This window comes from Nocardioides sp. CFH 31398 (assembly GCF_022436705.1).
Classification (GTDB): domain Bacteria; phylum Actinomycetota; class Actinomycetes; order Propionibacteriales; family Nocardioidaceae; genus Nocardioides.
The window spans coordinates 54,251-79,323 of the sequence record NZ_JAKUHT010000025.1 but is presented as its reverse complement, the minus strand read 5'-3'; the positions used below and the strand labels follow the sequence as shown (position 1 = coordinate 79,323).

Annotated in this window: 25 protein-coding genes and 1 pseudogene; 12 read left to right on the top strand and 14 right to left on the bottom strand. The window is 74.6% G+C overall.

The genetic code is table 11. The annotated features are described in order from the left end of the window. The first annotated feature begins 52 nt into the window (after positions 1–52). Both MJ876_RS17645 and MJ876_RS17640 read left to right on the top strand, forming a co-directional pair. A complete protein-coding gene (locus tag MJ876_RS17645; RefSeq protein WP_240238384.1) occupies positions 53–277 on the top strand; it encodes a hypothetical protein in 225 nt (74 codons plus the stop codon). Positions 278–371: 94 nt separating this feature from the next. Further along, entirely contained in the window at positions 372–848 is a 477-nt protein-coding gene (locus MJ876_RS17640) for a DUF456 domain-containing protein (RefSeq protein WP_240238382.1), read from the top strand. A gap of 15 nt (positions 849–863) precedes the next feature. On the opposite strand, the gene egtD is transcribed toward MJ876_RS17640, so the two are convergent. From egtD to egtA, 4 genes are read right to left on the bottom strand one after another with little or no spacing between them, the layout of a single operon-like run. Then, positions 864–1,835: an L-histidine N(alpha)-methyltransferase gene (egtD, locus tag MJ876_RS17635; protein ID WP_240238380.1), complete on the bottom strand. Its 972-nt coding sequence runs from the start codon at positions 1,833–1,835 to the stop codon at positions 864–866. Next, positions 1,832–2,557 carry an ergothioneine biosynthesis protein EgtC gene (gene egtC, locus MJ876_RS17630; protein ID WP_240238378.1) on the bottom strand — a complete coding sequence of 242 codons (726 nt, stop codon included), beginning with the start codon at positions 2,555–2,557 and terminating at the stop codon, positions 1,832–1,834. The genes egtD and egtC overlap by 4 nt, the downstream gene beginning before the upstream one ends. 21 nt (positions 2,558–2,578) lie before the next feature. After that, complete coding sequence (gene egtB, locus MJ876_RS17625) at positions 2,579–3,883, bottom strand: ergothioneine biosynthesis protein EgtB (RefSeq protein ID WP_240238376.1); 1,305 nt, start codon at positions 3,881–3,883, stop codon at positions 2,579–2,581. Next, positions 3,876–5,153, bottom strand: coding sequence for an ergothioneine biosynthesis glutamate--cysteine ligase EgtA (gene egtA / locus MJ876_RS17620; protein WP_240238375.1), 1,278 nt, complete (start codon positions 5,151–5,153; stop codon positions 3,876–3,878). Before egtA ends, egtB begins: the two co-directional genes overlap by 8 nt. A gap of 340 nt (positions 5,154–5,493) precedes the next feature. Here egtA and MJ876_RS17615 point away from each other — a divergent pair, with 340 nt between their 5' ends. The 3 genes from MJ876_RS17615 (at position 5,494) to MJ876_RS17605 (ending at position 7,678) form a co-directional block, all read left to right on the top strand. After that, on the top strand, positions 5,494–6,228 hold the full coding sequence (locus MJ876_RS17615; protein ID WP_240238374.1) for a FlgD immunoglobulin-like domain containing protein: 735 nt from the start codon (positions 5,494–5,496) through the stop codon (positions 6,226–6,228). A 182-nt stretch (positions 6,229–6,410) separates the two neighbouring features. After that, complete coding sequence (locus MJ876_RS17610; RefSeq protein ID WP_240238373.1) at positions 6,411–7,376, top strand: FlgD immunoglobulin-like domain containing protein; 966 nt, start codon at positions 6,411–6,413, stop codon at positions 7,374–7,376. Positions 7,377–7,429: 53 nt separating this feature from the next. Then, complete coding sequence (locus MJ876_RS17605) at positions 7,430–7,678, top strand: hypothetical protein (protein ID WP_240238372.1); 249 nt, start codon at positions 7,430–7,432, stop codon at positions 7,676–7,678. A 385-nt stretch (positions 7,679–8,063) separates the two neighbouring features. Here the strand turns inward: MJ876_RS17605 and MJ876_RS17600 are convergent, their stop codons facing one another. Both MJ876_RS17600 and MJ876_RS17595 read right to left on the bottom strand, forming a co-directional pair. Further along, on the bottom strand, positions 8,064–9,527 hold the full coding sequence (locus MJ876_RS17600; protein ID WP_240238371.1) for an RNA polymerase sigma factor: 1,464 nt from the start codon (positions 9,525–9,527) through the stop codon (positions 8,064–8,066). A gap of 160 nt (positions 9,528–9,687) precedes the next feature. Beyond that, on the bottom strand, positions 9,688–10,248 hold the full coding sequence (locus tag MJ876_RS17595; RefSeq protein ID WP_240238370.1) for an HhH-GPD-type base excision DNA repair protein: 561 nt from the start codon (positions 10,246–10,248) through the stop codon (positions 9,688–9,690). A 31-nt stretch (positions 10,249–10,279) separates the two neighbouring features. Between MJ876_RS17595 and MJ876_RS17590 the strand changes: the two genes are divergently transcribed. Beyond that, positions 10,280–10,702: a GNAT family N-acetyltransferase gene (locus MJ876_RS17590; RefSeq protein WP_240238368.1), complete on the top strand. Its 423-nt coding sequence runs from the start codon at positions 10,280–10,282 to the stop codon at positions 10,700–10,702. Positions 10,703–10,712: 10 nt separating this feature from the next. After that, positions 10,713–11,150, top strand: coding sequence for a VOC family protein (locus MJ876_RS17585; protein ID WP_240238366.1), 438 nt, complete (start codon positions 10,713–10,715; stop codon positions 11,148–11,150). Here MJ876_RS17585 and MJ876_RS17580 read toward each other — a convergent pair. Then, positions 11,140–11,538 carry a universal stress protein gene (locus MJ876_RS17580; RefSeq protein WP_240238364.1) on the bottom strand — a complete coding sequence of 133 codons (399 nt, stop codon included), beginning with the start codon at positions 11,536–11,538 and terminating at the stop codon, positions 11,140–11,142. The genes MJ876_RS17585 and MJ876_RS17580 overlap by 11 nt on opposite strands. Before the next feature lie 131 nt (positions 11,539–11,669). Here MJ876_RS17580 and MJ876_RS17575 point away from each other — a divergent pair, with 131 nt between their 5' ends. After that, the gene (locus MJ876_RS17575) at positions 11,670–12,146 is read left to right on the top strand and encodes a hypothetical protein (RefSeq protein ID WP_240238437.1); all 477 of its coding nucleotides are present in this window, start codon (positions 11,670–11,672) and stop codon (positions 12,144–12,146) included. On the opposite strand, the gene MJ876_RS17570 is transcribed toward MJ876_RS17575, so the two are convergent. Together MJ876_RS17570 and MJ876_RS17565 are read right to left on the bottom strand one after the other, a co-directional pair. Then, positions 12,143–13,615, bottom strand: a complete 1,473-nt coding sequence (locus MJ876_RS17570) for a glutamate-cysteine ligase family protein (protein ID WP_240238362.1) — start codon at positions 13,613–13,615, stop codon at positions 12,143–12,145. The two genes, MJ876_RS17575 and MJ876_RS17570, sit on opposite strands and share 4 nt — an antisense overlap. Positions 13,616–13,623: 8 nt before the next feature. Continuing rightward, a complete protein-coding gene (locus tag MJ876_RS17565; protein WP_240238360.1) occupies positions 13,624–14,655 on the bottom strand; it encodes a DUF4192 domain-containing protein in 1,032 nt (343 codons plus the stop codon). A gap of 111 nt (positions 14,656–14,766) precedes the next feature. On the opposite strand from MJ876_RS17565, the gene MJ876_RS17560 reads away from it, so the two are divergent. The 3 genes and pseudogenes from MJ876_RS17560 to MJ876_RS17550 all read left to right on the top strand — a co-directional run. Then, positions 14,767–16,104 carry a DNA polymerase IV gene (locus MJ876_RS17560; protein WP_240238358.1) on the top strand — a complete coding sequence of 446 codons (1,338 nt, stop codon included), beginning with the start codon at positions 14,767–14,769 and terminating at the stop codon, positions 16,102–16,104. A gap of 9 nt (positions 16,105–16,113) precedes the next feature. Next, positions 16,114–18,306 carry a S9 family peptidase gene (locus MJ876_RS17555; protein WP_240238356.1) on the top strand — a complete coding sequence of 731 codons (2,193 nt, stop codon included), beginning with the start codon at positions 16,114–16,116 and terminating at the stop codon, positions 18,304–18,306. Positions 18,307–18,548: 242 nt separating this feature from the next. Then, a pseudogene (locus MJ876_RS17550) lies at positions 18,549–19,508 on the top strand (RNA polymerase sigma factor RpoD/SigA); the annotation flags it as partial. A 54-nt stretch (positions 19,509–19,562) separates the two neighbouring features. On the opposite strand, the gene MJ876_RS17545 reads toward MJ876_RS17550, so the two are convergent. From MJ876_RS17545 to MJ876_RS17530, 4 genes are all read right to left on the bottom strand, one after another. Further along, on the bottom strand, positions 19,563–20,729 hold the full coding sequence (locus tag MJ876_RS17545; RefSeq protein ID WP_240238354.1) for a glycoside hydrolase family 3 N-terminal domain-containing protein: 1,167 nt from the start codon (positions 20,727–20,729) through the stop codon (positions 19,563–19,565). Between the two features lie 146 nt (positions 20,730–20,875). Next, on the bottom strand, positions 20,876–21,484 hold the full coding sequence (coaE, locus tag MJ876_RS17540; RefSeq protein ID WP_240238352.1) for a dephospho-CoA kinase: 609 nt from the start codon (positions 21,482–21,484) through the stop codon (positions 20,876–20,878). Positions 21,485–21,517: 33 nt separating this feature from the next. Further along, positions 21,518–22,186, bottom strand: a complete 669-nt coding sequence (locus MJ876_RS17535) for an SIMPL domain-containing protein (RefSeq protein ID WP_240238350.1) — start codon at positions 22,184–22,186, stop codon at positions 21,518–21,520. 28 nt (positions 22,187–22,214) lie between these two features. Beyond that, the gene (locus MJ876_RS17530; RefSeq protein ID WP_240238348.1) at positions 22,215–23,162 is read right to left on the bottom strand and encodes a GlxA family transcriptional regulator; all 948 of its coding nucleotides are present in this window, start codon (positions 23,160–23,162) and stop codon (positions 22,215–22,217) included. A 93-nt stretch (positions 23,163–23,255) separates the two neighbouring features. Between MJ876_RS17530 and MJ876_RS17525 the strand changes: the two genes are divergently transcribed. Then, entirely contained in the window at positions 23,256–23,420 is a 165-nt protein-coding gene (locus MJ876_RS17525; protein ID WP_240238346.1) for a hypothetical protein, read from the top strand. Positions 23,421–23,516: 96 nt separating this feature from the next. On the opposite strand, the gene rpsA is transcribed toward MJ876_RS17525, so the two are convergent. Then, the gene (gene rpsA, locus MJ876_RS17520; RefSeq protein ID WP_240238344.1) at positions 23,517–25,025 is read right to left on the bottom strand and encodes a 30S ribosomal protein S1; all 1,509 of its coding nucleotides are present in this window, start codon (positions 25,023–25,025) and stop codon (positions 23,517–23,519) included. Positions 25,026–25,073: the final 48 nt, after the last annotated feature.

Sequence of the window (25,073 nt, the reverse complement as noted above, 5' to 3'; positions counted from 1 at the left end):
CGGACCGGTACTTTGGATATCCGAGAGTCCACGACAGGAAGAGAGGCCGATCGTGACTACTGCCGTTGCCCCCGGCTCAGCCTTGACGGCGAGCGACCGCTGCGACCGCTGCGGTGCCCAGGCCTACCTCCGTGTCGAGCTGCAGAGCGGCGGAGAGCTGCTGTTCTGCGCCCACCACGCACGCGAGCACGGCGACAAGCTCCGTGAGGTCGCCGCCAGCGTGACCGACGAGACCCACAAGCTCGAGGCCACCCCGGCCGGCGAGTCGAACGGCTGACCCGCCGGACGACCCGCACGACGGCCCCGGACCGACAGGTCCGGGGCCGTCGTCGTGTCCCGGGTCACGTCGCGGCGTCTGAGAGGGTCGACCCATGATCGCCTTCGAGGTCGTGATCGGCGCCGCGATCCTGCTCGGGATCGTCGGCACCGTGGTGCCCGTCCTGCCCGGCGCGGCCGTCGTGGCCGTCGCCGTGGTGGTGTGGGCCGTGGCGGTCGCCGACCCCGTCGGGTGGTCGGTCATGGTGGCGGCGCTGGCGATCCTGGGCCTCGGCACCGTCCTGCAGTACCTGCTCCCCGGGCGCCGCCTGCAGGCCGCCGGCGTCCCGAACCGGACCCTGTGGATCGCGGCCGCCGTCGGCGTCGTCGGCTTCTTCGTGATCCCGCTCGTCGGCCTCTTCGTGGGCTTCGTCGTCGGCGTGTACGCCGCGGAGCACCAGCGCCTCGGGAGACGCGACGCCTGGCCGTCGACCGTGCACGCCCTCAAGGCGGTGGGCCTCAGCATCCTCATCGAGCTGACGGCCTGCCTGCTCGCCGCCGTCGCCTGGGGCGTCGGCGTCTACGCGACCTGACCCCGACCGCGCCGGTCAGACCGGCTCGGACAGGCTGAGGGCGAAGTCACCGTCGGGGTCGGTCCACCACGCGGTGACGCGCAGGCCGGCGTCGGCAAGCTCCCGCTCGACGCGCTCACGGCGGAACTTGGTCGACACCTCCGTGCGCACCGGCTCGCCACGGGCGAAGCCGACCTCGAGGTCCAGCGCCCCGATCCGGACCACCTGGTCACGCTGGGACACCAGGGACAGCTCGACCCACTCGTCGGCCGGTGACCAGCGGGCACGGTGTCGGAAGGCCGCGACGTCGAAGTCGGCGTCCAGCTCGCGGTTGAGGACGTCGAGCACGTTCAGCCCGAACGCCGCCGTCACGCCCGCCGCGTCGTCGTACGCCGCCTCGAGCCGGCCGACGTCCTTCACGAGGTCGGTGCCGAGCAGCAACGAGTCGCCCGGCCCCATCGTGGCGCGGACGTCCGCGAGGAACCGGGCGCGGTGCGGGGGCTCGAGGTTGCCGATGGTCGAGCCGAGGAAGGCCACGAGCCGCGACGGGTGGCGCGGCAGCAGGCGCAGGTGCTGCTCGAAGTCCCCGACCACGGGGGCGACCTCGACCCCGGGGTGCTCGGCGGCCACGGCGCGGGAGGCGTCCGCCAGGACGGCGGGGTCGACGTCGAACGGCACGAAGCGCTCGAGCGTGCCCGCCCGGGTGAGGGCGTCGAGGAGCAGACGGGTCTTCTCCGAGGTGCCGCTGCCGAGCTCCACCAGGGTGCGGGCCCCGGACGCGGCCGCGACGGCGTCCGCCTGCTCGAGCAGGATCGCCCGCTCGGCACGCGTCGGGTAGTACTCGGGCAGACGGGTGATCTCGTCGAACAGCTCGCTGCCGCGGGCGTCGTACAGGTACTTGGGCAGCAGCCACTTCGGCGAGGCGGTCAGCCCCCGCCGCACGTCGTCCGCCATCTGACCCGCCAGGGAGGCGGGGTCGAGGTGCAGGACGGGGTCGAGGACGCTCACGAGGCCGCCCTCGCGGGGACCTCGAGCGGCGTCACCCGGACACCGTCGCGGGTGGCGACGACCAGGTGCCGGTCGGCGACGTCGACCCAGCCGGGGTCGTCGTCGTACGGCTCGCTGGCCACGACCACGCCGGCAGCGGTGCGGAGGTAGGACAGCGTGTCGCCCCACGTGACCGCGAGGACGCGGGCGCCGTCCGACAGCAGCAGGCTGAGCCGGGCGCCGGGGTCGGCCGCCGCGACCTCGGCCACGGTCTCCCCCAGCCGGTCGACACCGCGGTCGAGCACGTGGGCGGTCAGGACGGCGGAGTCGCAGGTCGACTCGGCCGCCGCGGCGGCGGTGGCGGGCAGCACCGACCGGTCGACCCGCCCGTTGTGCGAGACCAGCCAGGTGCCGTCGGTGAAGGGCGCGGCGGCGGTCTCGTCGGCGGGCATGCCGGGCGTCGCGGACCGGACGGCGGCCAGCACCGACCCGGCCCACAGCACGGGCGCGACGGAGTGGAACGACGGGTCGCCCCACAGCGGCCGCGACGAGCGCCAGCGCACCGGCGCCGAGCCGGGGGCCGTCTCGGGGTGGTGCAGACCCACCCCCCACCCGTCGGCGTTCATGAGCCCGTGGGACTGGCGGCGCGGGGCGTAGGACTGGGTGAGCAGCCCGTGCGGGGGCTCCAGCACGAGGGAGGCGACGGTGCGCGGCTCGCCGAGCCACGCCAGGTGACGGCACATACGGGTCCTCTCGGGGTGTGGCTAGGCGTCCCAGGCCAGCCGCAGGCCGCAGAAGACCTGCCGGCGGACCGGGTGGTCCCAGTTGCGGAACGAGGGGCGCAGCGACGGGGCGCCGACGGCCCACGAGCCGCCGCGCAGGACCTTGTAGTCACCGCCGAAGAACGGCGCCGAGTAGTCGGCGTACAGCATCGGGGAGAAGCCCGGCCAGGGGTGGAAGTCGGACGACGTCCACTCCCAGACGTCCCCGATCATCTGCTCCACGCCGTACGGCGACGCGCCGGCCGGGTAGGCGCCCACGGGGGCGGGCCGCAGGGCCTCGCCCCCCAGGTTGGCCAGGGCCCCGCTCGGCTCGGCCCCGCCCCACGGCCAGCGGCGGCGGGCGCCGCGGCCGTCGTCGAGCGCGGGGTCCCACACGCACGCCTTCTCCCACTCGACCTCGGTCGGCAGCCGCGCGCCGGCCCAGGCGGCGTACGCCTCGGCCTCGAAGAAGCAGACGTGCTGCACCGGCTCGTCGGCCGGGACCTCCTCGACGATCCCGAAGCGGCGCCGCGAGCCGTCGGCGGACCAGAACAGCGGGCGCTCGAGGTCGGCGGCCAGGCGGTGCTCCCAGCCGCGGGCCGACCACCAGCGCGGTTCGTCGTACCCGCCGGCGTCGACGAAGCGCTGCCAGTCCGCGTTCGTCACCGGCACCCGGCCGATCCGGAACGCGGGCACCTGGACGCGGTGGGCGGGCCGCTCGTTGTCGAGGGACCAGGGCTCGTCGGTGCCGTCCACGCCGAGCATGAACTCCCCCGCCGGCACCAGGACGGCGTCGTCCGGCGCCACCGGTCGGCCGGGCGGCAGCGGCGTGCCCCCACCGAGCAGCGGCTCGCCGCGGCGCAGCTGGTGGGTGGCCGTCATGGTCTCGACGTGCTGCTGCTCGTGCTGGGCGACCATCGAGAACGCGAAGAGCTCGCGGCCGTCGGTCGTCGCCGTGCCGTCCAGCCCCTCGAGGGCCCGGCCGCGGACGTCGGCCAGGTAGCCGCGCGCCTCGTCGGGGCCGAGCAGCGGCAGCGCGACGCGGCTGGCCCGGGGGTGCTCGAACGCGTCGTAGAGCTTCTCCACCTCGGCGGACAGCCGGCCCTGGGCGAGGGCGTTGCCGCCCCGCAGCAGCCAGAGGTCCTCCTGCTGGCCGATGTGCGCGAGGTCCCAGACCAACGGGCTCATCAGGGGGCTGTGCTGGGCGGTCAGCTCGGCGACGTCCAGGTCGGTGAGCCGCTCGGTGCGTCGCCGGGCGTCCTCCAGTCCCCGGGCGGCCTCCTCGTGCAGGGTGGTGCGCTCAGCCACGTGCCTCCTCCTCCAGCAGTCCGAGCGGGCCGGTCGGACCCTCGGCGCGTCGTCGTACGTCGTCGGCGAGGGAGCGGCCGTCGGCCGTCATCCCCGCGAGCGCGGCCAGGTCGTCGCGCAGCGCCGGCGGTCCGTGCAGGGCACCCAGCGCGGTGCACGCGCGGGCGGCGCGGGCGACCGCGGGGTCGCCGAGCCCGTCGCGAGCGGCGGCCACCCACGCGTCCGCGACCGGCGCGCAGGCCTCCGCCGCGGCGGCCGAGGCCACCGGGTGGTCCATGAGGGTCGCCGTCAGCGCGGCCAGCGCGGGCCACCAGGCGTCCGGGGCGGCGTCCAGGCAGCGCATCTCGACGTAGCCCCGGGGGCGGACGGGCGGGAACAGCGTCGTCAGGTGGTAGTCGAGGTCGGCGCGGGTCGGCGGCCGGTCGAAGGGGCCCTGGGTGACCAGGCCGCGCAGCCACGCCGCGAAGGGCACCCGGTCCGTCACCGCCGCGACGTCGGTGGCTGCTGGTCCCCGGCGCACGAGCATCACGGGCGCCCCGATGGCGTAGAACGCCCAGGCGGCGCGGGGCTCCCCCGCGCTCACGGGCGCGCAGCGACCCTGGTCGATGCCCTGCCACGTGCCCTGGCGCATGGAGTGCCAGCCGGAGCGGCGGCCCGCCAGGTACGGCGAGGTCGACGACAGGGCGACCAGGACGGGGACGAGGCTGCGCGCCAGCGCGAGCCGCTCGTCCCAGCCGGACGGCGGGCCGGCGTCGAGGTTGACCTGCAGCGCCGCGGTGGCGGCCATCATCGAGCGCCCCGCGCCCGCGCACCCGAGGGCGTCGAAGTGCCTCTCCATGGCGTCGTAGCGGCCGCTGGGGTTCACCCGGGCGACCGGGCGGGCCGGGTCGGTGCCGAGGCCGGCGCCGCCGTACCCGGCGGCCGCGAGGGCGGCGCGCAGCGCGGCGACGTCGTCGCGCAGGTCGGCGACGGCGGCAGCGGCGTCGGCCCCGGGCGTGGAGGACAGCTCGACCTGTCCCCCGGGCTCGAGGGTGACGGTGCTGCCGCGCGGCATCGCGGGCAGCGTGGCCACGAGGGCCTGCACCTCGTCCCACCGCGGACGACGGCCGGGCTCGGCGAGGTCGACGAGGTGCATCTCGACCTCGAGCCCGACCCGTCCCCCGTCGTCCGGGGTCAGCGCGGTGGCCATCACGTGCGCGCGGGCGACCTCGAGCGGGTCACCGGCGGCCGCGAGGGGCTCGTCGGGCGCCAGCCCGGCCGCGGGCGACACGGGCAGGGTGGAGTGCGTGGTGGTGGCGTGCGTGGTGGCCGAAGCGATCGGGATCGCCCCCTTCAGGTCCGGACCGGTCCTCGAGACCGCGGGTCTTACTCGGGGGCGGCGCGGAGCCGTCCTCGTCGTGCACGCCCCACCTTGCCCAAGAACGCCGACATTCCCAAGGAGCCCGTGCCAACTTCCTCCGTCCTAGCGCACGCAGGACGTGTGCGCAGGCGATCGAGGCAACGCAGAGGTGCTCTTGTCGCGCCTGGAGGAACTCTTGCGCGAGCACCCGTGACCCCGGCCCCTCGGTCGTTCCTAGCCTGGATGCACCCCCACCGGAAGGCACCAGCCCATGAACGTCGCGTCCCCCGTCGCCCCGATCGTCGTGCGTGTCCCCGTCGTCGTCCTGACCCTGCTGGTCGCCCTCGGCGCTGCTCTGGGCCTCGGCGCCGGTCGTGCGGACGCCGCCTCCGACGACCAGGTGTGGGGCTTCGTCGACGTCCCGTCGGCGGTGGACGCCGGGTGGCAGGGCCCGCTGACCGTCTCGTGGCGCAACTTCTCCGACGCGGCCCAGACCTACCGGGTCGAGCTGACGGGTCCCGGCCTCGACTGGGCGGCCGACGTCGCCGTGCCGGCCGAGGAGACCGCGTTCCGCCGGGAGGTCGCCGTCCCGGCCCTCACGACCGCCGGCACCTACCGCGCCGAGCTGTCCCTCGCCGGCTCCGACGAGGTCCTGTCCTTCGTCGACGTCCGCGTCGGCTCCGCCGCGACGCCGCACATCGTGGACGTCGAGGCCAGCACCCGCGCGATCGCGCCCTCCGGTCTGGCCGCCCAGCGCCGGGCCGTCACCACCTTCGGCGTGGACGCCCCCGCCGGCGTCACCGGCACGATCGTCGACGCGTCCGGTGCCACGGTGCTGACGCGGGCCTTCGGCTCCCGCGAGGCCGGCGAGCGGATGCGCTGGACCTGGTCGGGCCAGGACGCCGCCGGCCGCGTCGTCGCCGCCGGCCGCTACACGATGCGTCTCGTCGCGAGCGCCGCCGGGGCCCGGTCGACCACCAAGGTCGCTCTCCGCGTCGTCCGCTGACCCACCGCGGCCCGGCGCGACACGACACGCCCACACCTCAGGAACCACTCCCTTCCCACGGAGCCCGCCCCAGGCTTTACTGATCCCAGCATTCTGCGGACGACAGGGGCGGGGTCGTGGTAATGGGTTCGGCTTTCCGGAGGACGCTGGTGACGGCGACGGGGACTCTCCTGGGGTTGGGGGTGACCGTCGCGCCGGCGACCGCCGACCCGGAGGCCAGGCCCGGGCCCATGACGGGCTTCGTCGAGGGCTCGCCCGGCACGGTCGGCACCGGCTGGACCGGGCCACTCGTGGTGGCGGGGTTCAGCACCACCGACGACTTCGTGTACCGCCTCCGCGTGCGGGGCCCCGGCGGCTACGACTTCCGAGACCGGTTCGAGCTGGACGAGGGTCAGTCGATGCGCGAGGAGGTCGAGCTGTCGCCGGTGACGACCCCCGGTCGCTACCGTGCGCGCCTCGACGACGAGAACGGCGCCGTGGACGACCTGCGGTTCGTCGTCGCGGGCGACGACGGCCCGCTGCTGACCATCGACCAGGCCCCGCCCGCCGTCTTCCTCCCCCGCGTGGTGGACGGCCTGCGCGACACGGCCACCCTGACCTTCGCGCTGGCCCGGCCGTCGAGCGTGGTCGGTGAGGTCCTGGACGCCGACGGGCGGGTGCTGCGACGCGACCCGCTGGGCCGCCTGGGGTCGGGCGCGGCCGAGCGCTGGACGTGGGACGGCGTCGCGGCGGGCCGCGTCGTCGACCGCGGCACGTACACGATGCGCGTCACGGCGAGCGCCGACGGACGGACCGTGACGGAGTCGCGCGTCGTCCGGGTGGCGTCGTACCGCGCCCTCGTCGACCGCCGGGTCGACCGGGCCGGCATGACCACCTCGTCGCGGTCCCCCGGCGGCTGCCGCCTGGCCGCCACCGAGGGTCGTGGGCTGGACGTCGACTGTCGCGGCGCCGCCGACGGCGCGGAGGTGCGCTACTGGTTCGCGACCGGGACCCGCGCCGTCCGGTGGCGGGTGGACGGCGACGGCACGGCCTCGCGGTCCACCCGACGCCTCGGGCGGGGCACGGCGGTCGTGGTCAGCGTCCCCGCCGGCGCCCGGTGGCGCACCGACCGGGTCGCGGCCGCCTGGCAGTCGCGCGTCCTGCGCTGATCGGCCGCCTCGACCGCTCACCGGCAGTCGAACACGTGTTCTAACCTGGGTGGGTGCACGGTGGGGTCAGGCGACGCGAGCTGCCGGACCCGCGCCCCTGCTGGGTGCACTGGGACCACCGCGGCTCGACCGGGCCGGGCCGACCGCCCATGCCGGCCATCCTGCTGGAGTGGCGCCGGACCGAGACCTCGCAGGGTGACGTCTGGGAGGGCCTCGTCGCGTTCGCCCGCGGCGGGGGCGAGCACCCGTGGGCGCTGGAGATGCGGTGGGTCCGCGCGACGTACCTGCGCCCGGGCCGCTGATCTTGCGGGTGCCGACGGAGTGCGCCGACGAACGGTGCCGGAAGGTGCCGCTCCGTCCGGTCCCGAAGCGGCCCGGACGGAGCGGCGGACGAGGACGCGGCTCGGCGGCGACCCTCCCGAGGGGTCACCGTCCCGCCCGAGAACGGCCTCTGCGCACGACGATAGGGCACCGGGAGCCCCGGCAGGGGAGAAAGCGCCGCGTCGCTAGTCGATCATCACCGCCAACATCGTCATGCCCACCGGGCTCACCGACAGCCCGGCCAGGACGCCGCACAGCACGACGGCGGCGCCCGCCGCCGACGCGCCGCGTCGTCCGCGCGCCCGGACGACCGAGGGCCCCGCGTCGCCGTGGCGACGCGGGGCCCTCGTGTGGTCCGGGCGGACCTCAGTCCAGGTAGTCCCGCAGGACCTGGGAGCGGCTGGGGTGCCGCAGCTTCGACATGGTCTTCGACTCGATCTGGCGGATCCGCTCGCGGGTGACGCCGTAGACCTTGCCGATCTCGTCGAGGGTCTTCGGCTGGCCGTCGGTCAGCCCGAAGCGCATGCTCACCACGCCCGCCTCACGCTCGGAGAGCGTGTCGAGGACGGCGTGCAGCTGCTCCTGGAGCAGCGTGAAGGAGACGGCGTCGGCCGGGACGATGGCCTCGGAGTCCTCGATCAGGTCGCCGAACTCGGAGTCGCCGTCCTCACCCAGCGGGGTGTGGAGCGAGATGGGCTCGCGGCCGTACTTCTGGACCTCGACGACCTTCTCCGGGGTCATGTCGAGCTCCTTGGCGAGCTCCTCCGGGGTGGGCTCGCGGCCCAGGTCCTGGAGCATCTGACGCTGGACGCGGGCCAGCTTGTTGATGACCTCGACCATGTGGACCGGGATGCGGATCGTGCGGGCCTGGTCGGCCATCGCGCGGGTGATCGCCTGACGGATCCACCACGTGGCGTACGTCGAGAACTTGTAGCCCTTGGTGTAGTCGAACTTCTCGACCGCGCGGATCAGACCGAGGTTGCCCTCCTGGATCAGGTCCAGGAAGAGCATCCCGCGGCCGGTGTAGCGCTTGGCCAGGGAGACGACGAGGCGGAGGTTCGCCTCGAGGAGGTGGTTCTTGGCGCGGCGGCCGTCCTCACAGATCCACTCGAGCTCCTCGAGCATCTTCGGGCTGATGCGGCCGCCCTTGGCGAGCTTCTCTTCGCTGAAGAGGCCGGCCTCGATCCGCTTGGCGAGCTCGACCTCCATCTCGGCGTTGAGGAGGGGCACCTTGCCGATCTGCTTGAGGTAGTCCTTGACCGGGTCGGCCGTCGCGCCGGCGACCATGACCTGCTGCTCGGGCTCGTCGGTGTCGTCCGCGGCGGAGACGACGAACGCCTGCTGCTCGTCCTCCTTGATCGTCGGGTCCGACTTGACGTCGGCCTCGAACTTCTCGTCCGGGATGTCCGGGAGGATCTTCTTTCCGTCGGCGTCGACGGCGGGCGCGGCGGCGTCGTCCACCGTGACGGGCGCCGGGGCGACGGCGGCGGCGGGAGCGGCCGTCTTCGCGGCGGCCTTCTTGGCCGGCGCCTTCTTGGCTGCGGCCTTCTTCGCCGGGGCCTTCGCGGTGGCGGTCGCGCCGCGCTTCGTGCTGGTCGCGGCGACCGCACGCAGGGAGGCGTTCAGGCCGATCTCGACAGTGATGCCGAGGGCGGAGAGATGACCCAGCAGGGCCTTCAGGTGACGGGGCTCGACGGCGGCCTGCTCGCTGGCGACGCGCAGGTCCTCGGGACTGATCACCCCGGTGGCCGAGCCACGCTCGACCAGGGCCGAGAGAGCCGGGTGCCGAAGCACCTCGTCGGGGAGCGGGGAGCGAGCGGTCGAGGACACACATACCTCTCGTGGACGGGGTTTGGCGCGCGGCAGGCCCGGAGGCGTCAAGTGCCGCGTCATTCATTGTGACAGGCACCTGGTCGCCACCCCAACCTGAGGCGACGCTGACACCAACCTGAAATCATCCTGAGACGTACATCGGGTGAACGGGCCGCCCTCAGGCCTTGGCGGCGGCCTTCTTCTCCTTCTTGTAGGCGCGCACCTTCAGCAGGCTGTCGGGGTCGGTCACGTCCGCGACGGACCGGTGGCCCTCGAGCGCGTAGTCGCCCGCGACCTCCTCCCAGCCGTCGGGGCGGACGCCGCACTGCTTGGCCAGGAGGGCGACGAAGATGCGCGCCTTCTGGTCGCCGAAGCCGGGCAGCGCCACGAGCCGCTTCTTCAGCTCCTTCGCGTCCTCCGCCTCGGACCAGAGCCGAGACGCGTCGCCGTCGTAGGTGTCGACCACGATGCGCGCCAGCTCCTGCAGCCGTCCCGCCATCGAGCCCGGGAAGCGGTGCACCGCCGGCGGGGTCGCGCACAGGGCCTTGAACTCCTCCGGGTCGGCGTCGGCCACCGCGGCCGGGTCGATCGTGCCCAGCCGCTCGGACACCTTGGCCGGGCCCGAGAAGGCCGCCTCCATCGGGAACTGCTGGTCGAGCATCATGCCGGCGAGCAGGGCGAACGGCGAGGAGTCGAGGACCTGGTCGGCGGCGTCGTCGCCGGTGATGTGGAGCGCCATGGGCCCCATCATGACCCGGCAGACTGACCCGGTGAGCGACGACGTCCACGACCTGGTGCCGCATCCCCCGCCCCTCGAGGCCTACCTCGACCTGCGAGCCCGCTCCGGCCTCACCCCGGTGACCCGCGAGCAGGGCGCCGGGGCCCTCGCGCACAGCTGGGCCTTCTGCCACGTGCGGCACCTGCCCTCCGGCGAGGTGGTCGCGATGGGGCGGGTCCTCGGCGACGGCGGGTGGTACTTCCACGTCGCCGACATGGCCACGCTGCCCGACCACCAGGGACACGGCCTGGGCCGCCGGGTGCTGACCTGGTTGCTGGACCGGATCGCCGCCGAGGCCCCGCCGGGGCCGTACGTGACGTTGAACGCCGACGAGCCGGGGCGCCGCCTGTACGCCTCCATGGGCTTCGTCGAGACCGCGCCGCGCACGGTGGCCATGGCGCTCCCCCGGGCCTAGGTTCGAGGTCGTGCGCGCCGTCCACCACCTCGACCTGTGGGTCCGTGACGCCGTGGTCGCGGCCGAGGAGTGGGGCTGGCTGCTGGGGGCGCTCGGCTGGTCGGTCGACCTCGAGGGGCAGTCGTGGGTCGCGGACGACGGGACCTACGTCTTCCTGGAGCGCTCCCCCGACATGACCGACGCCGAGCACGACCGGAGGCGTCCGGGGGTCAACCACGTCGCGCTGCACGTCGCCGACCGGGCCACCCTCGACCGGCTCCGCGCGGAGTCGACGGCGCACGGCTGGCACGAGCTGTTCGCCGACCGCTACCCGCACGCGGGCGGCGAGGCGCACACAGCGCTCTACCTCGAGAGCTCGGAGGGCTTCGAGGTCGAGGTCGTCGCGGCCGACCCGGCCGACCCGGCCGACCCGGCCGACCCGGTCGGCCCGCGGGACGTCAGGGCTTGACGGCCAGCACCGGGCAGTGGGCGTCGAGCAGCACCCGCTGGGCGTTGCTGCCCAGGATCAGCTTGCCGACCGGCGAGCGACGGCGCAGCCCGATCACGAGCAGCTCGGCGCTGTTGGCCTCCGCGATGCTGATGAGGTCCTCGGCGGGCTCGAAGCCCCGCACGAGCTGGCGGACGTCGTAGGACACGCCGGAGCCGTCGAGCAGCTCGCGCGCCGCGCCCATCTGGGCCTGGGCCGCGTCAGCGGCGTCACCGTCGAAGTCGGAGCCACCCCGGTGGGAGTTGACCACCACCAGGCGGGCGTCACGCAGCTGGGCCTCCTCGATCGCCTTGCGCAGCGCCGCCTCGCCCTCGGGCTTCGGCACGTAACCGACGACCACGGTGCCCATCGATCCTCCTCGTCGCTGGCCGGGTCACCTCGACCCGGTCCTGCTTCCGCACCGTAACGGAAGTGACGGGGGCGTGGGGAGGCTGTGGACGGCGGGGTGCGCCGGCGGCGTCCAGCGGGGAGGCTCGTGCCGTGACCGTCCGACCGCCCCCAGTCCCCGAGCCCCGGCGGGCCCGGGCGGCGGCGTGGCGGGAGGCGGTCCTCGACCTGCGGTACGGCGAGCGCCGGCGCGTCTTCCCCACCGTCGTCCACGTCGGTCGCCCGGGCGGCGCCTGCGCCGGGACCACCGTGCCGCTGCACCCCGGGGTCGGCGGCCCGCCGTGGGACCACGCCCTGCGCGCGGACCTGGTGGGGGCGCTGCTGGACCGCCACCGGGCGGCGGCCGAGCCCTGGTGCTGGCTCACCCGCACGGGCGGCGTCGAGCCCCACGACGACGACCTGGCCTGGCTGGCGGCCGCGCGGACGGCGTACGGGGAGGCCGGGGTCGACCTGGTGCTGGCGGTCGTCACCCGCGCCGGGTGGTACGAGCCGACCACGGGCGACGGACGGGCGTGGAAGCGACTGCGCCGCGCGCCCACGGGGCCGGCGGGGGTCGGGGCCGGGCCCTAGTCCCAGGCGTGCACGGGCTCGTTGGAGTGCATGCGCTCCCGGTAGTCCAGCAGCGTGCCACGGAGGGCGGACCACCGGTCGTCGCCCGCGGCCTCGCGGTCCTCGACCCGCCGCACGAACCACTCCGCGCCGTTGGTGTGCGCCAGGCAGCGCTGCTCCACGATGCCCAGCAGGCGGTCGCGCTCGGCCGGCTCGACGCCCCACGAGTCGAGTCCGCGCGCGGCCAGCGGCAGCAGCCTGCGCAGCACCAGCTCGGTCGCCGACACCTGCCCGACCCCCGGCCAGTACAGCCGGGCCTCGGCGCCCTGCTCCGCCGCCGAGTGGAAGTTCTCCTCCGCCGCGGAGAAGGACATCTGCGACCACAGCGGCCGGTCGGCCTCGGCCAGCGAGCGCACCAGACCGAAGTAGAAGGCCGCGTTCGCCATCGTGTCCGAGACCGTCGGGCCCGCGGCCAGCAGCCGGTTCTCCACGCGCAGGTGCGGGACGCCGTCGGCCACGTCGTAGATCGGACGGTTCCAGCGGTAGACGGTGCCGTTGTGCAGCCGCAGCTCCGCGAGGTCGGGCGTGCGACCCGCGTCGAGCTCCGCCTGCGGGTCCTGGTCCTCGGTGATCGGCAGCAGCGCCGGGAAGTAGCGGACGTTCTCCTCGAACAGGTCGAAGACGGAGGTGATCCAGCGTTCGCCGAACCACACGCGCGGACGCACGCCCTGCACCTTCAGCTCCTCGCTGCGGGTGTCGGTGGCCTGCTCGAACAGCGGGATCCGGGTCTCGCGCCACAGCTCGCGCCCCAGCAGGTACGGCGAGTTGGCGCTGATGGCGAGCTGCACGCCGGCGATCGCCTGCGAGGCGTTCCAGTACGCCGCGAACGTGTCGGGGGTGGTCTGGACGTGCAGCTGGGTGCTCGTGCACGCGGCCTCGGGGATGATCGAGTCCGCCGTCGTCCGCAACCGCTCGGACGGGCCGGTGATGTCGATGAGGATGTCCTCGCCGCGGGCGGCGAGGATCTGCTCCGACAGCAGGCGGTACCGCGGGTTGGGGCTCAGCGTCTCGGTGGCCATGTGACCCTCACCGAGGGTCGGCAGGACGCCGATCATCACGAGGTGCGCGCCGACCTCCGACGCCTTCTCCTCCGCGGCGTTGAGGCTGCGGCGCAGGCTGGCCTCGAAGGCCCCGAGACCGCCGTCGCGCAGGGTCGACGGCGGCACGTTGACCTCGATGTTGAACTGGCCGAGCTCGGTCTGGAAGTCGGGGTCGGCCAGGTTCGCCAGCACCTCGCCGTTCTTCAGGGCCGGGTCGCCCGCGTCGTCGATGAGGTTGAGCTCGACCTCGAGCCCCGTCATCGGGTCGTCGGTCTCGAACGCCGACTCGCGCAGCATGCGCGCGAAGACGTCCAGGCAGAGCCTGACCTTCTCCCGGTGCCGGGTGCGGTCGGCCCGGGAGAACTCCTGAGCCGCGACCTCCTTGCCCATGACGGGGACTATGCCACCTGCGGGCCCTCCCGGGCGTCCTGCGCCACGGGCTGGTCGGTCGGCGGCACGGCCCGCTCCAGCAGCCCCGCGACGTGGGTCAGCAGGGGCAGGTCGCCGTGCGCGCGGCCCCGGTCCACCGCGCACCACGCGAGCGCACCGTCGCCGACGAGCCACGCGGCGTACGCCAGCACGCCGGCGGCCGGGGCCACCAGGTGCGCGGGCGCGCGCCGCACCACGTCGCGCCACAGCTCGATCTCGCGCTCGGCCCGGGCGCGTCCCATGCCCTCCCAGCAGGCCTCGCGGATGGCGACCACGGCGAGGTCCGCCAGCAGTCGGCCCAGCCGGCCGTCGTCCGGCCGGGTGCCGAGCTCGACGTGACGCTGGACGGAGCGGCGCAGCCACCTCAGCTCCCGGGGGTGCGCGGCGGCGGCCAGCCGCGCGCCGTGCCGGGTCGCGGCCTCCGAGACCCGGGGGTGGGCGTCGCGCGCGGGCCCGTCGGGCTCCAGGGTCTGAGCCAGCGCCTCGCGGGAGGCGTGGACCACGCGGCCCCGCAGCACCGCCTCGGCCACGAAGGGGTGGGCCGAGACGTCGTAGGGGTGACCCGGGCAGCGGCCCCCGCGTCCGGCCGTCGGCTCGACGCAGTCGAGGCACCACGCGAGCGTGCCGTCGGCGCGCACGACCTCGACGACGCCGATCCCCGCGGCGCAGAAGGCGTCGACGAGACGGCGGCCGAGCCGCGCGAAGACCCGCCCGTGCGTGCTGTGCACGACGAGCACGACGTGCGCCACGTGGTGGCGCAGTGCCGGCTCGAGCAGCAGTCCCACGACCTCCTCGTCGTCGTCGTCGCACCACGGCAGGTCGACGCGGGCGTGGAAGGGCCGCGCGGCGCCGAAGGTCAGCATGGTCACGGACTCGGCGGGCTCGAAGCCCATCAGCGTCGGCACCAGGGCGAGCAGGTCGTCACGGCACCGCGCGACCATCGGCGTGGTCCGGTCCGGGTCGGGAGGGGTGGTCTCGGGAAGGGCGTCTGGAGTCGTCATGCCCGCAGGCTCCCCCGGCCCGGCGGGCCCACACCGGGCCACCCGCGGGCCTGTGCAGGGGGCGTCCTCCTGGGCGCCTGTGGACGGTGACGGGCCGGGTAGGTTGCGTCGGTGCGGCCCCACGCCAGCGTGCTCCACCTCGACCTCGACGCGTTCTACGCGGCCGTGGAGCAGCGGGACAAGCCGTCGCTGCGGGGCAAGCCGGTCGTGGTGGGCGGCACGGGCGGGCGCGGGGTGGTCGCCACGGCCTCCTACGAGGCCCGCGCGTACGGCGTCCGGTCGGCCATGTCGACCCGTGAGGCGCGGGCGCGCTGCCCGCACGCGGCGTACCTGGGCACCCGCTTCGACGAGTACCGGCGCACCAGCGGGATCGTCATGGAGATCCTCCGGTCGGTGTCGCCCCAGATCGAGCCGCTGTCCCTCGACGAGGCGTTCGTCGACCTGGCGGCCGCGACCGTGCCGCTGCCCGACCTGACGCCGCCGACCGTCCGTGCGCTGGCCGAGGAGCTCCGCGCCCGTGTGCACGACGCGACCGGCGGCATCACCGCCTCCGTCGGCGTAGCGAGCAGCAAGTTCCTCGCGAAGGTGGCCAGCGACCTCGACAAGCCCGACGGCCTGGTCGTCGTCGAGCCCGGGACGGAGCGGGACCTGCTGCGGCCCCGGCACGTCTCCGTCATCCCCGGGGTCGGCCCGGCCACCGTCGAGCGGCTGCGCCGGCTCGGCGTCCACACCGTCGCCGACCTCGAGGCCCTCGGGACCGCCGAGCTGGTCCGCGAGCTGGGCCAGGCCCACGGCGCGGCCCTGCACCGCTTCGCGCGCGCCGAGGACGACCGGGGCGTCGAGGCCGGGCGGGAGGCGAAGTCGGTGAGCGTGGAGGACACCTACGAGACCGACCTGGTGGACCGCCGGCTGCTGGAGGGATTGCTGACCCGTCAGGCCACCGGGGTCGCGGAGCGGTTGCGCGCGCACGGGCTCTCGGGGCGCACGGTGTCGATCAAGGTGCGCATGCACGACTTCACCACCGTCAGCCGGTCGAGCACCCTGTCCTCCCCCACCGACGACGCCGCCAACATCGGGCGCCTCGCCCGCGGGCTGCTCGCCGACCTCGACACCTCCGGCGGCGTCAGGCTGCTGGGGGTCGGCGTCTCCGGCCTGGCCGACTGGGTGCAGGAGGACCTGTTCGCCGCGGTCGAGGACACCGGGCCCGAGCCCGCCGAGGAGGTCGTCCTGCCCCCGCCGCGCGGCGCTCCGACGGGCTGGCCACCGGGCGCCGACGTCGTCCACGACGAGCACGGCCGCGGCTGGGTGTGGGGGGCCGGCCGGTCCGTGGTGACGGTGCGGTTCGAGACGGCGGACACGCCGCCCGGCCCCGTCCGCTCGTTCCGCGACGACGACCCCCGGCTGCACCGGTGGCGCCGCCCCGACGAGCCCGACCCGGACGCTGGGTAGCGTCGCGGCATGGACGCCGCCACCCCCACCTCGCCGCCCACCGTGGCGAAGAAGCCCGTCGAGACCACGCACCACGGCCGCACGCGCGTCGACGACCACGACTGGCTGCGCGACAAGGAGGACCCGGAGGTCCTCGCCTACCTCGAGGCCGAGAACGCCTGGACGCAGGCGTCCACGGCCCACCTGGCCGACCTGCGCCAGACGCTGTTCGACGAGATCAAGGCACGCACCCGCGAGACCGACCTCTCCGTGCCCACCCGGCGCCGCGGCCACTGGTACTACAGCCGCTCCTTCGAGGGCCGCGAGTACGGCGCCACCTGCCGCGTGCCGGTCTCCGACCCGGAGGACTGGGCGCCGCCGCGCCCCGCCGAGGACTGCGCCCCCGAGGCGCCGGCCCTGCCCGGCGAGGAGGTCATGCTCGACCTCGACGCCCTCGCGGAGGGCCACGACTTCTTCTCCCTCGGCGGCGCGTCCGTCAGCCCCGACGACCGGTTGCTCGCCTACGCCGTCGACGTCGTCGGCGACGAGCGGTACACCGTGCGCTTCCGCGCCCTGGTCCCGCCCGACGGCGCCGAGCCCGCCGGCGCCCCGAACGACGTCCTGACCGACGTCATGGGCGGCGTCACGTGGGACCGGGACGGGGACAACGTCTACTACACGACGGTCGACGAGTCCTGGCGCCCCGACAAGGTCTGGCGCCACCGGCTCGGCACCGCGCAGTCGGACGACGAGCTGGTCCACCACGAGACCGACGCCCGGTTCTGGACCGGCATCGGCCGCACCCGCAACGACCGCTTCCTCATGATCGCGACGGGCTCGAAGACCACCGCGGAGTGGCGGGTCCTCGACGCCGACCGGCCCGAGCTCGGCTTCCGGGTGTTCGCCGAGCGCCGCGAGGGGCTCGAGTACTCCCTCGAGCACGCCGTCCTCGACGGACGCGACGTGCTGCTCGTGCTGCACGACCACACCGGTCCGGACCACGAGCTCGGCGTCGCCCCGATCGATCCCACCCCGGCCGAGGAGTGGGAGCCGCTGCTGCCGCACGACCCCGCCGTCCGGCTGGAGGACGTCGACGCGTTCGCCTCCCACCTCGTCGTGCACCAGCGCAGCGGTGGCCTCACCCAGCTGCGCGTCCTCGAGCTCGGTGAGACCGGCGAGGGTCTGCCGGCCGGGGTCGCCCGCGACCACCTCGTCGACTTCGAGCGGGAGATCCGGACGGTCGGGTCCGGGTCGAACCCCGCGTGGGAGCAGCCCACCGTCCGCGTCGGCCTGCTGTCGCTGGCCCTGCCCACGTCCATCTACGACTACGACCTCCGCACCGACGAGCTCACCCTGCTGCGCCGCCAGCCGGTGCTCGGCGGCTACGACCCCGACGACTACGCAGAGCGGCGCCTGTGGGCCACCTCGACCGGCGGGGAGCGGGTCCCGATCTCGGTGGTGTGCCGCCGCGACCTGCTGGGCCCGGACGGCGAGCACCCCGCGGAGCCACTGCCCCTCCTGCTGTACGGCTACGGCGCCTACGAGATCTCGATGGACCCGTCCTTCTCCGTCTCCCGGCTCTCGCTGCTCGACCGGGGTGCGGCGTTCGCCATCGCCCACGTCCGCGGCGGGGGCGAGATGGGCCGCCGCTGGTACGACGACGGCAAGCTGGGCGCCAAGCAGCACACCTTCGACGACTTCGTGGCCTGCGCCCGGCACCTCGTCGACGCCGGCTGGACGACCCCGGAGCGGACCGTCGCCGAGGGCGGCAGCGCCGGCGGCCTGCTCATGGGTGCCGTCGCGAACCAGGCCCCCGAGCAGTTCGGCGGCGTCGTCGCGGCCGTCCCGTTCGTCGACCCGCTGACCTCGATGCTCGACGCCAGCCTGCCGCTGACCGTGACGGAGTACGAGGAGTGGGGCGACCCGGCGTCCGGCCCCGAGGTCTACGACCGGATCGCGGCGTACGCGCCGTACGACAACGTCGCGGCGCTCGACTACCCGCCGATCCTGGCCGAGACCTCGCTGCACGACACCCGGGTGCTGTACGTCGAGCCCGCCAAGTGGGTCGCGCGGCTGCGCGACCGCGCCGTCGGGCGTCGCGAGGTGCTGCTGCGCACCGAGATGTCCGCTGGCCACGGCGGGGTCTCAGGCCGCTACCGCGCCTGGCACGACCGGGCCTTCTCCCTGGCGTGGATCCTCGACCGCCTGGGGCTCGCCGGCTGATCCCTCCCCGCTGCGCGCCGTCGCCGGCCCCGGGTGAGTGCCCGGGGCCGCTGGGTACCGGGGCTGAGAAGTCGCTGAGATTCCGCCGTTCGGGCAACTTCCGGGTCGGACCGGACGTCGGATGGGGTGACAGGCACGAACGGGCCATCCGGGAATCCACCTGGGGCCGAACCCGTTGTGTGGATGTCGGTGCACCGCCTCGGACGAGAGACGGCGGAACCGACCGGAGGAGGAGGCGTCGCATGGCAACACGGACCGCAACCCGGCCCAGCGCGAACCGCGAGATCGAGGGCCGCGACAGCGTCGGTCTCTATCTCGACGAGATCGCCCGGACCCCCCTGCTGGACGCCGTCACCGAGGTCGAGCTCTCCAAGACGATCGAGGCCGGCCTGATGGCCGAGGCCCTGCTGAAGGAGGGTCGCGTCGGGCGCCGCAAGGGCGGCGCCCCGATGCGCGCCACCCAGGAGGAGCTGGAGTGGATCGCCGCCGAGGGGCAGCGCGCCGTCCAGACGTTCATCAACGCAAACCTGCGCCTCGTGGTGTCCATCGCGCGCAAGTACGGCCGCTCGCAGATGCCGATGCTCGACCTGATCCAGGAGGGCAACACCGGCCTGATCCGCGCGGTCGAGAAGTTCGACTACGCGAAGGGCTACAAGTTCTCGACCTACGCCACGTGGTGGGTCCGCCAGGCGATCACGCGCGGCATCGCACAGCAGGCGCGCGTGGTGCGGCTCCCCGTCCACGTCGTCGAGGAGCTCAACCAGGTCGGCGGCGCCCGTCGCACCCTGGAGCGCCAGCTCGGCCGCGAGCCGGAGCCCGCCGAGATCGCCGGCGAGCTGGGCATGGACGTCGACCGCGTGCTCGACCTGCTGTCCTGGGGCCGCGAGCACGTCAGCCTCGACACCCCGGTGGACGAGGACGGCGACACCTCGCTCGGCGACCTCATGGCCCAGGAGACCGCGCCCAGCCCGGACCTCACGGTGCTGGACACCGAGTCCCGCGACCGCCTGAACGACCTGGTGGGGCTGCTCGACGACCGGGCCGCGGACATCATCCGCTCGCGGTACGGCCTCACCGACGGCCGCCAGCACAAGCTCGCCGACATCGGCGTCAAGCACGGCATCTCCGCCGAGCGGGTCCGCCAGCTCGAGCGGGAGGCGCTGCAGAAGCTGCGCACGTTCGCGGACCCGGACCTGGCTGCCTGCCCGCCGGCGCGACGCCGGCGCGCCCTCCCCCGCCCCCCGCCGGGGGGGTGGTCAGTAGCCGGAGGCCGCCGACGCCAACGCGTCGGCGGCCTTCTGCGCCCTCAGGGTGACGTCGTCGGGCACGGGGTTGTCCGCGGCCCACCGCTGCTGCCACAGCTGCAGCGCGACGACGGGGGTGGCCGCCTCCTCGACGCGCTCGCGCCCGAGGTCGCCGGACGCGAGGGCGTCGACGACCACCTGGTGGGTCACGCGGGTGTCGACGGGCATGAGCAGCAGGTCCGCACCGGCGGCGAGCGCCTGCACGGCGGGCCGGTCCTGCCCCGCGACCGCCCCCATGCCGAGGGAGTCCGTGATCGCGACGCCCTCGAAGCCGAGGTCGTCGCGCAGGAGCGCGTACGCCGCGGGCGACAGGCTCGCGGGGACGCCGGGGTCGAGCGCCGGGACGTCGAGGTGGCCCATCATCACGGCCGGCGCACCCCGGTCGACCGCCGTCGCGAACGGCGGCAGCTCCGTGGCGGCCAGGTCGTCGAGGCTGCCGGGCAGCTCCGGGAGCACCTCGTGGCTGTCCGCCGTGACGGCCCCGTGGCCGGGGAAGTGCTTGGTCGTCGACACGACGGCCGCCGCGCGGTACCCGGTGAGGGCGGTCGCGGCCGTGCGGCCGGCGACCTCGGGGTCCGACGACGCCGAGCGGCTGCCGATGGTCGGGTCGGCGGAGCCGATCGTCACGTCGGCGACCGGGGCCCACACCCAGGTGAAGCCGAGCGACCGGAGCTCGAGACCGGTGGCCCGGGCGGCGGCGCGGACGGCGCTGCGCCCGGCGGTGCCGCCGCCCTCCCCCGTGGCGGGGTCGGGCAGGTCGCCCGCGACGGCCCGCCCGGCGTCGGCGAAGGCGGGGAACCGCGTGCCGACATCGCCCAGGTGCGAGACGGTGCCGCCCTCCTGGTCGATGCCGATGACCGGCGGGTAGGGGCGGTCCGCGGCGGCCTCGGCGACGGCGGCGGTCGTGGCGCGGACCTGCTCGGCGTCCAGGACGTTGCCGTTCGTGACGCTCACCCCGGCGAGGTGCAGGTCGTCGACGAGGGCGGCGGGCTCCGCCGGGTCGGTGCCGGCGTAGCGACCCACGATCACCTGCCCGGCCAGCTCGTCGTCGTCCATCGCGGCGACCAGGTCGGCCGCCTCCCCGAGCTCGGCGGTCGTCGGCCCCCACGCGGTGGGCACGTCGGCCTCCGACCCGTCGGCGGGGGTCGGGGACGCCGACGTGGCCCGGCCGGGGTCGGGAACCTCGGGCGGTCCCGCCGCCGGGGCTCCGCAGGCCGCGAGGAGCAGGAGACCGGCCAGGGCGGGCGCTGCCGCACGACGACGCCTCACGCGGGGCCCGGGGTGTCCGCGGTCGCCACCAGCTCGGCGTGGACCTCCTCGACGCGGGTGCGCAGGGCGTCGAGGTCGCCGGTGTTCTCCACGACGTGGGTGGCGGCGGCGAGCCGGGTGGCGCGGTCGGCCTGGGCGGCGATCCGGGCGTCGGCGTCCTCGGCGCTCATGCCGCGGCGCTCCACCATGCGCCGGCGCTGGACGTCCGGCGGCGCGTCGACGACCACCACGGCGTCGAAGTCCGCGGCCTGGCCGGTCTCGACGAGCAGCGGGATGTCGTGGACGACGAGCGCGCCCGCGGGCGCGGCGGCCTCGAGCTCCGCGGCACGGGCCCGCACGCGGGGGTGGACGATCGCCTCGAGCGCGCGCCGGCGCTCGGGGTCGCCGAACACCAGGCGGCCCACCGCGGGGCGGTCGAGCTCACCCTCGGCGGTCAGGACCTCGGTCCCGAAGGCGTCGACGACGGCGGCCAGGCCGTCCGTGCCGGGCGCGACCACCTCACGGGCGAGGACGTCGGCGTCGACCAGCACGGCACCGAGGTCGACCAGCACGGCAGCCACCGTGCTCTTGCCCGAGGCGACGCCGCCCGTGAGTCCGACTCGCATGGCCCCACCGTAGGAGCCGGGGGGTGAGGCTCCTCAGTCGGCCAGGAACCGGGCGTCGACGCGGGCGGTGAGCACGACGTCCTCGGGCACCAGCGACAGCTCCTCGCCCGGGCCGACGGCGGCGGCCGTGCGTGCGGCCATCGGGGACGCCCCCGGGTGGGAGGGGTCCAACCCGTCGCCGAGCATGCCGGCGTCCGCCACCGCCGCCAGCCGCACCGGCCCCAGCCCGGCCGCGTCGGCGTAGTCCTGGGCCTTCGCCCGGGCCGCGAGCACCGCCTCGTGACGGGTCCGGGTCACCAGCGAGTCCCGCGTCACCTCGGTGAGCGCCCACTGCACCCCGGAGACGGTGAAACCGGGCACCTGCGCGGTCTCGGTGAGCCATCCGCCCAGGCGGGCGAAGTCCGAGAACTTGGCGCCGAACCCCTGCGTCGCCTGGTGCACCAGCGGCAGCTGCTTGCCCTTGTCGTGGTGGGGGCGGTGGGCACTGGTACGGACGGCGTCGCTCGCCCACCAGGTCACCGGGCCCGCCTCGGCGTCGTGCAGGGCGCGGAGCGAGTCCGCCACGCGGGCCGCCGAGGCCGCGAGGTGGGCCGCCGCCTCCGCGCCCGAGGAGCCCTCGACGCGGACGAGCACCCGGGCGGTGGCGCGCTCGGGCCGGCGGCGCAGCTCGTGCTTGCCGCGGACCGTGATCTCGACGGGCATGGACCCAGTCTCCCCCGGAGCGCCCGGCTCAGGCGGCGCCGAAGCGGCGCCGGTACTCCAGCGGTGCGAGGCCGCGGACCCGGGTGAAGTGGTGACGCAGTGCCGCGGCGTTGCCGAAGCCGACCATGTGGGCCACCTGCTCGACGCCCAGGTCGGTCCGCTCCAGCAGCTCCTCCGCGGCGTGCACGCGCTGGCGGGTCACCCAGGCGTGCGGGGTCTCGCCCGTCTCGTCACGGAAGCGACGAGCGAACGTGCGTGGCGACATGTGGGCGACGCGTGCGAGGGCCTCGACGCTCAGGTCGTCGGCGAGGTGCTCGGCGATCCAGGGCAGCAGGCCACCCAGCGACTCGGTGTCGCAGGCGGGGACGGCCCGGGCGATGAACTGCGCCTGCCCCCCGTCGCGGTGGGGCGGGACGACCATGCGCCGGGCGGCCATCGCGGCGTGCCGGGCGCCGAACACCTGCCGCAGGAGGTGGAGCGCGGCGTCCAGCCCGGCCGCGGAGCCGGCACCGGTGACGACGGTGCCGTCCTGCACGTACAGCACGTCCGGGTCGACGAGCGCGTCCGGGAAGCGCGCGGTCAGGGCGGGTGCGTGCCGCCAGTGGGTGGCGCAGCGGCGCCCGTCGAGCAGGCCCGCCTCCCCCAGCACGAACACCGCGGTGCAGTGGGCGAGGACCAGGGCGCCCCGGTCGTGCGCCGCCCTGACGACGGCCGCCACCTCGGGCGAGGGCTCGAGGTAGTCCCGCTTCGGGGTGACGATGACGAGGTCGGCGTCGTCCGCCGCCGAGAGGTCGGCGTCCACGTGCAGGTCGAAGCCGGACGACCCCTCGACGCGGCCGGGACGCGGCGTGGCGACGACGAAGTCGAACACCGGGTTGTCGTCCTCCGGGTGGTAGGGCTCGGCGAACACCTCGCACATCGCCCCGAGACCGAACGCCTCGGCCCCGTCCTGGACCAGCACCGCCACCTTGCGCATGCCTCCAGCCTGGCGCAGAGATGGCAGGAAATCAACGAGCGTCGACCTTTCTGCCACTGGTGGCACGATCGCGACGGGCGCAGGATTACTGCCATGACCACTACCGCAGCCGTCCTCCTCGCCGTCGCCGCCCTCTCGCTGGTCCTCCTGGCCTGGACCGTCCACGTCGTGTTCCGCGACACCCCCGGGCCCCGGACCACGCCACCGCGCAGCCACGTGCCCGACTCCTTCGCCTCGCCCTGGGACCTCGCCGCGTGACCGATCCCCCACCCACTCCCACCGACACCGGGAACGACGAACGGCCCCGCCTCCGAGGAGGTGGGGCCGTTCGTCTTCGTCAGGTCGAGCCGCGGGTCAGCTGCCCCCGCCGGTGAGCTTCTCGCGCAGCGCCTGCAGGGCCTCGTCGGAGGCCAGGGAGCCACCGCCGGAGCCGGTGTCACCGTCGTCGGAGCGCGCCGCGCCGCCGGTGTCGCCACCGGAGGAGTACGACGTCGCCTCGCCGGCCTCGGCGTCGGCCGCACGGGCCTCGGCCTGCTGCTTGACGTGGGCCTCCCAGCGGGCGTGCGCCTTGGCGTACTGCTCCTCCCAGGCGGCGCGCTGCTCGTCGTAGCCCTCGAGCCACTCGCCCGTCTCCGGGTCGAAGCCCTCCGGGTAGATGTAGTTGCCCTGGTCGTCGTACGACGCGGTCATGCCGTACAGCGTCGGGTCGAACTCCTCGGCGTCCGCGGCGGTGGCCGTGTCGTTGGCCTGCTTCAGCGACAGCGAGATCCGGCGACGCTCGAGGTCGATGTCGATGATCTTCACCATGACGTCGTCGTTGACGTTGACGATCTGCTCCGGGATCTCCACGTGGCGCTCGGCCAGCTCGGAGATGTGGACCAGGCCCTCGATGCCCTCCTCGACGCGGACGAACGAGCCGAACGGCACCAGCTTGGTGACCTTGCCCGGGACGATCTGACCGATCTGGTGGGTGCGCGCGAAGTGCTGCCAGGGGTCCTCCTGCGTCGCCTTGAGCGACAGCGAGACCCGCTCGCGGTCCATGTCGACGTCGAGGACCTCGACGGTGACCTCGTCGCCCACGGCCACGACCTCGGAGGGGTGGTCGATGTGCTTCCAGGACAGCTCGGAGACGTGGACCAGACCGTCGACGCCGCCGAGGTCGACGAACGCACCGAAGTTGACGATCGACGACACGACGCCCTTGCGGATCTGGCCGCGCTGGAGCTGGGTGAGGAAGGACTGGCGGACCTCGGACTGGGTCTGCTCGAGCCACGCACGACGCGAGAGGACGACGTTGTTGCGGTTCTTGTCGAGCTCGATGATCTTCGCCTCGAGCTGCTGGCCGACGTAGGGCTGCAGGTCGCGGACGCGACGCATCTCGACCAGCGACGCCGGCAGGAAGCCGCGCAGGCCGATGTCGAGGATCAGGCCGCCCTTGACGACCTCGATGACGGTGCCCTCGACGACGCCGTCCTCCTCCTTGACCTGCTCGATCGTGCCCCAGGCGCGCTCGTACTGGGCGCGCTTCTTGGACAGGATCAGGCGACCCTCCTTGTCCTCCTTCTGGAGGACGAGCGCCTCGACGGCGTCGCCGACCTGGACGACCTCGTTGGGGTCCACGTCGTGCTTGATCGACAGCTCGCGCGAGGGGATGACGCCCTCGGTCTTGTAGCCGATGTCGAGGAGGACCTCGTCGCGGTCCACCTTGACGATGGTGCCGTCGACGATGTCGCCGTCGTTGAAGTACTTGATCGTGAGGTCGATCGCAGCGAGGAAGTCCTCCTCCGACCCGATGTCGTTCACCGCCACCTGGGGGGCGTCGCCATCGTGCAGGTCGGGAGAGGTCGAGAGGGTGCTCGTCATGGAGTGGGTGGGTCCTTGGGGGTCAATGGAGTCGTGCGGGCGCGCGTG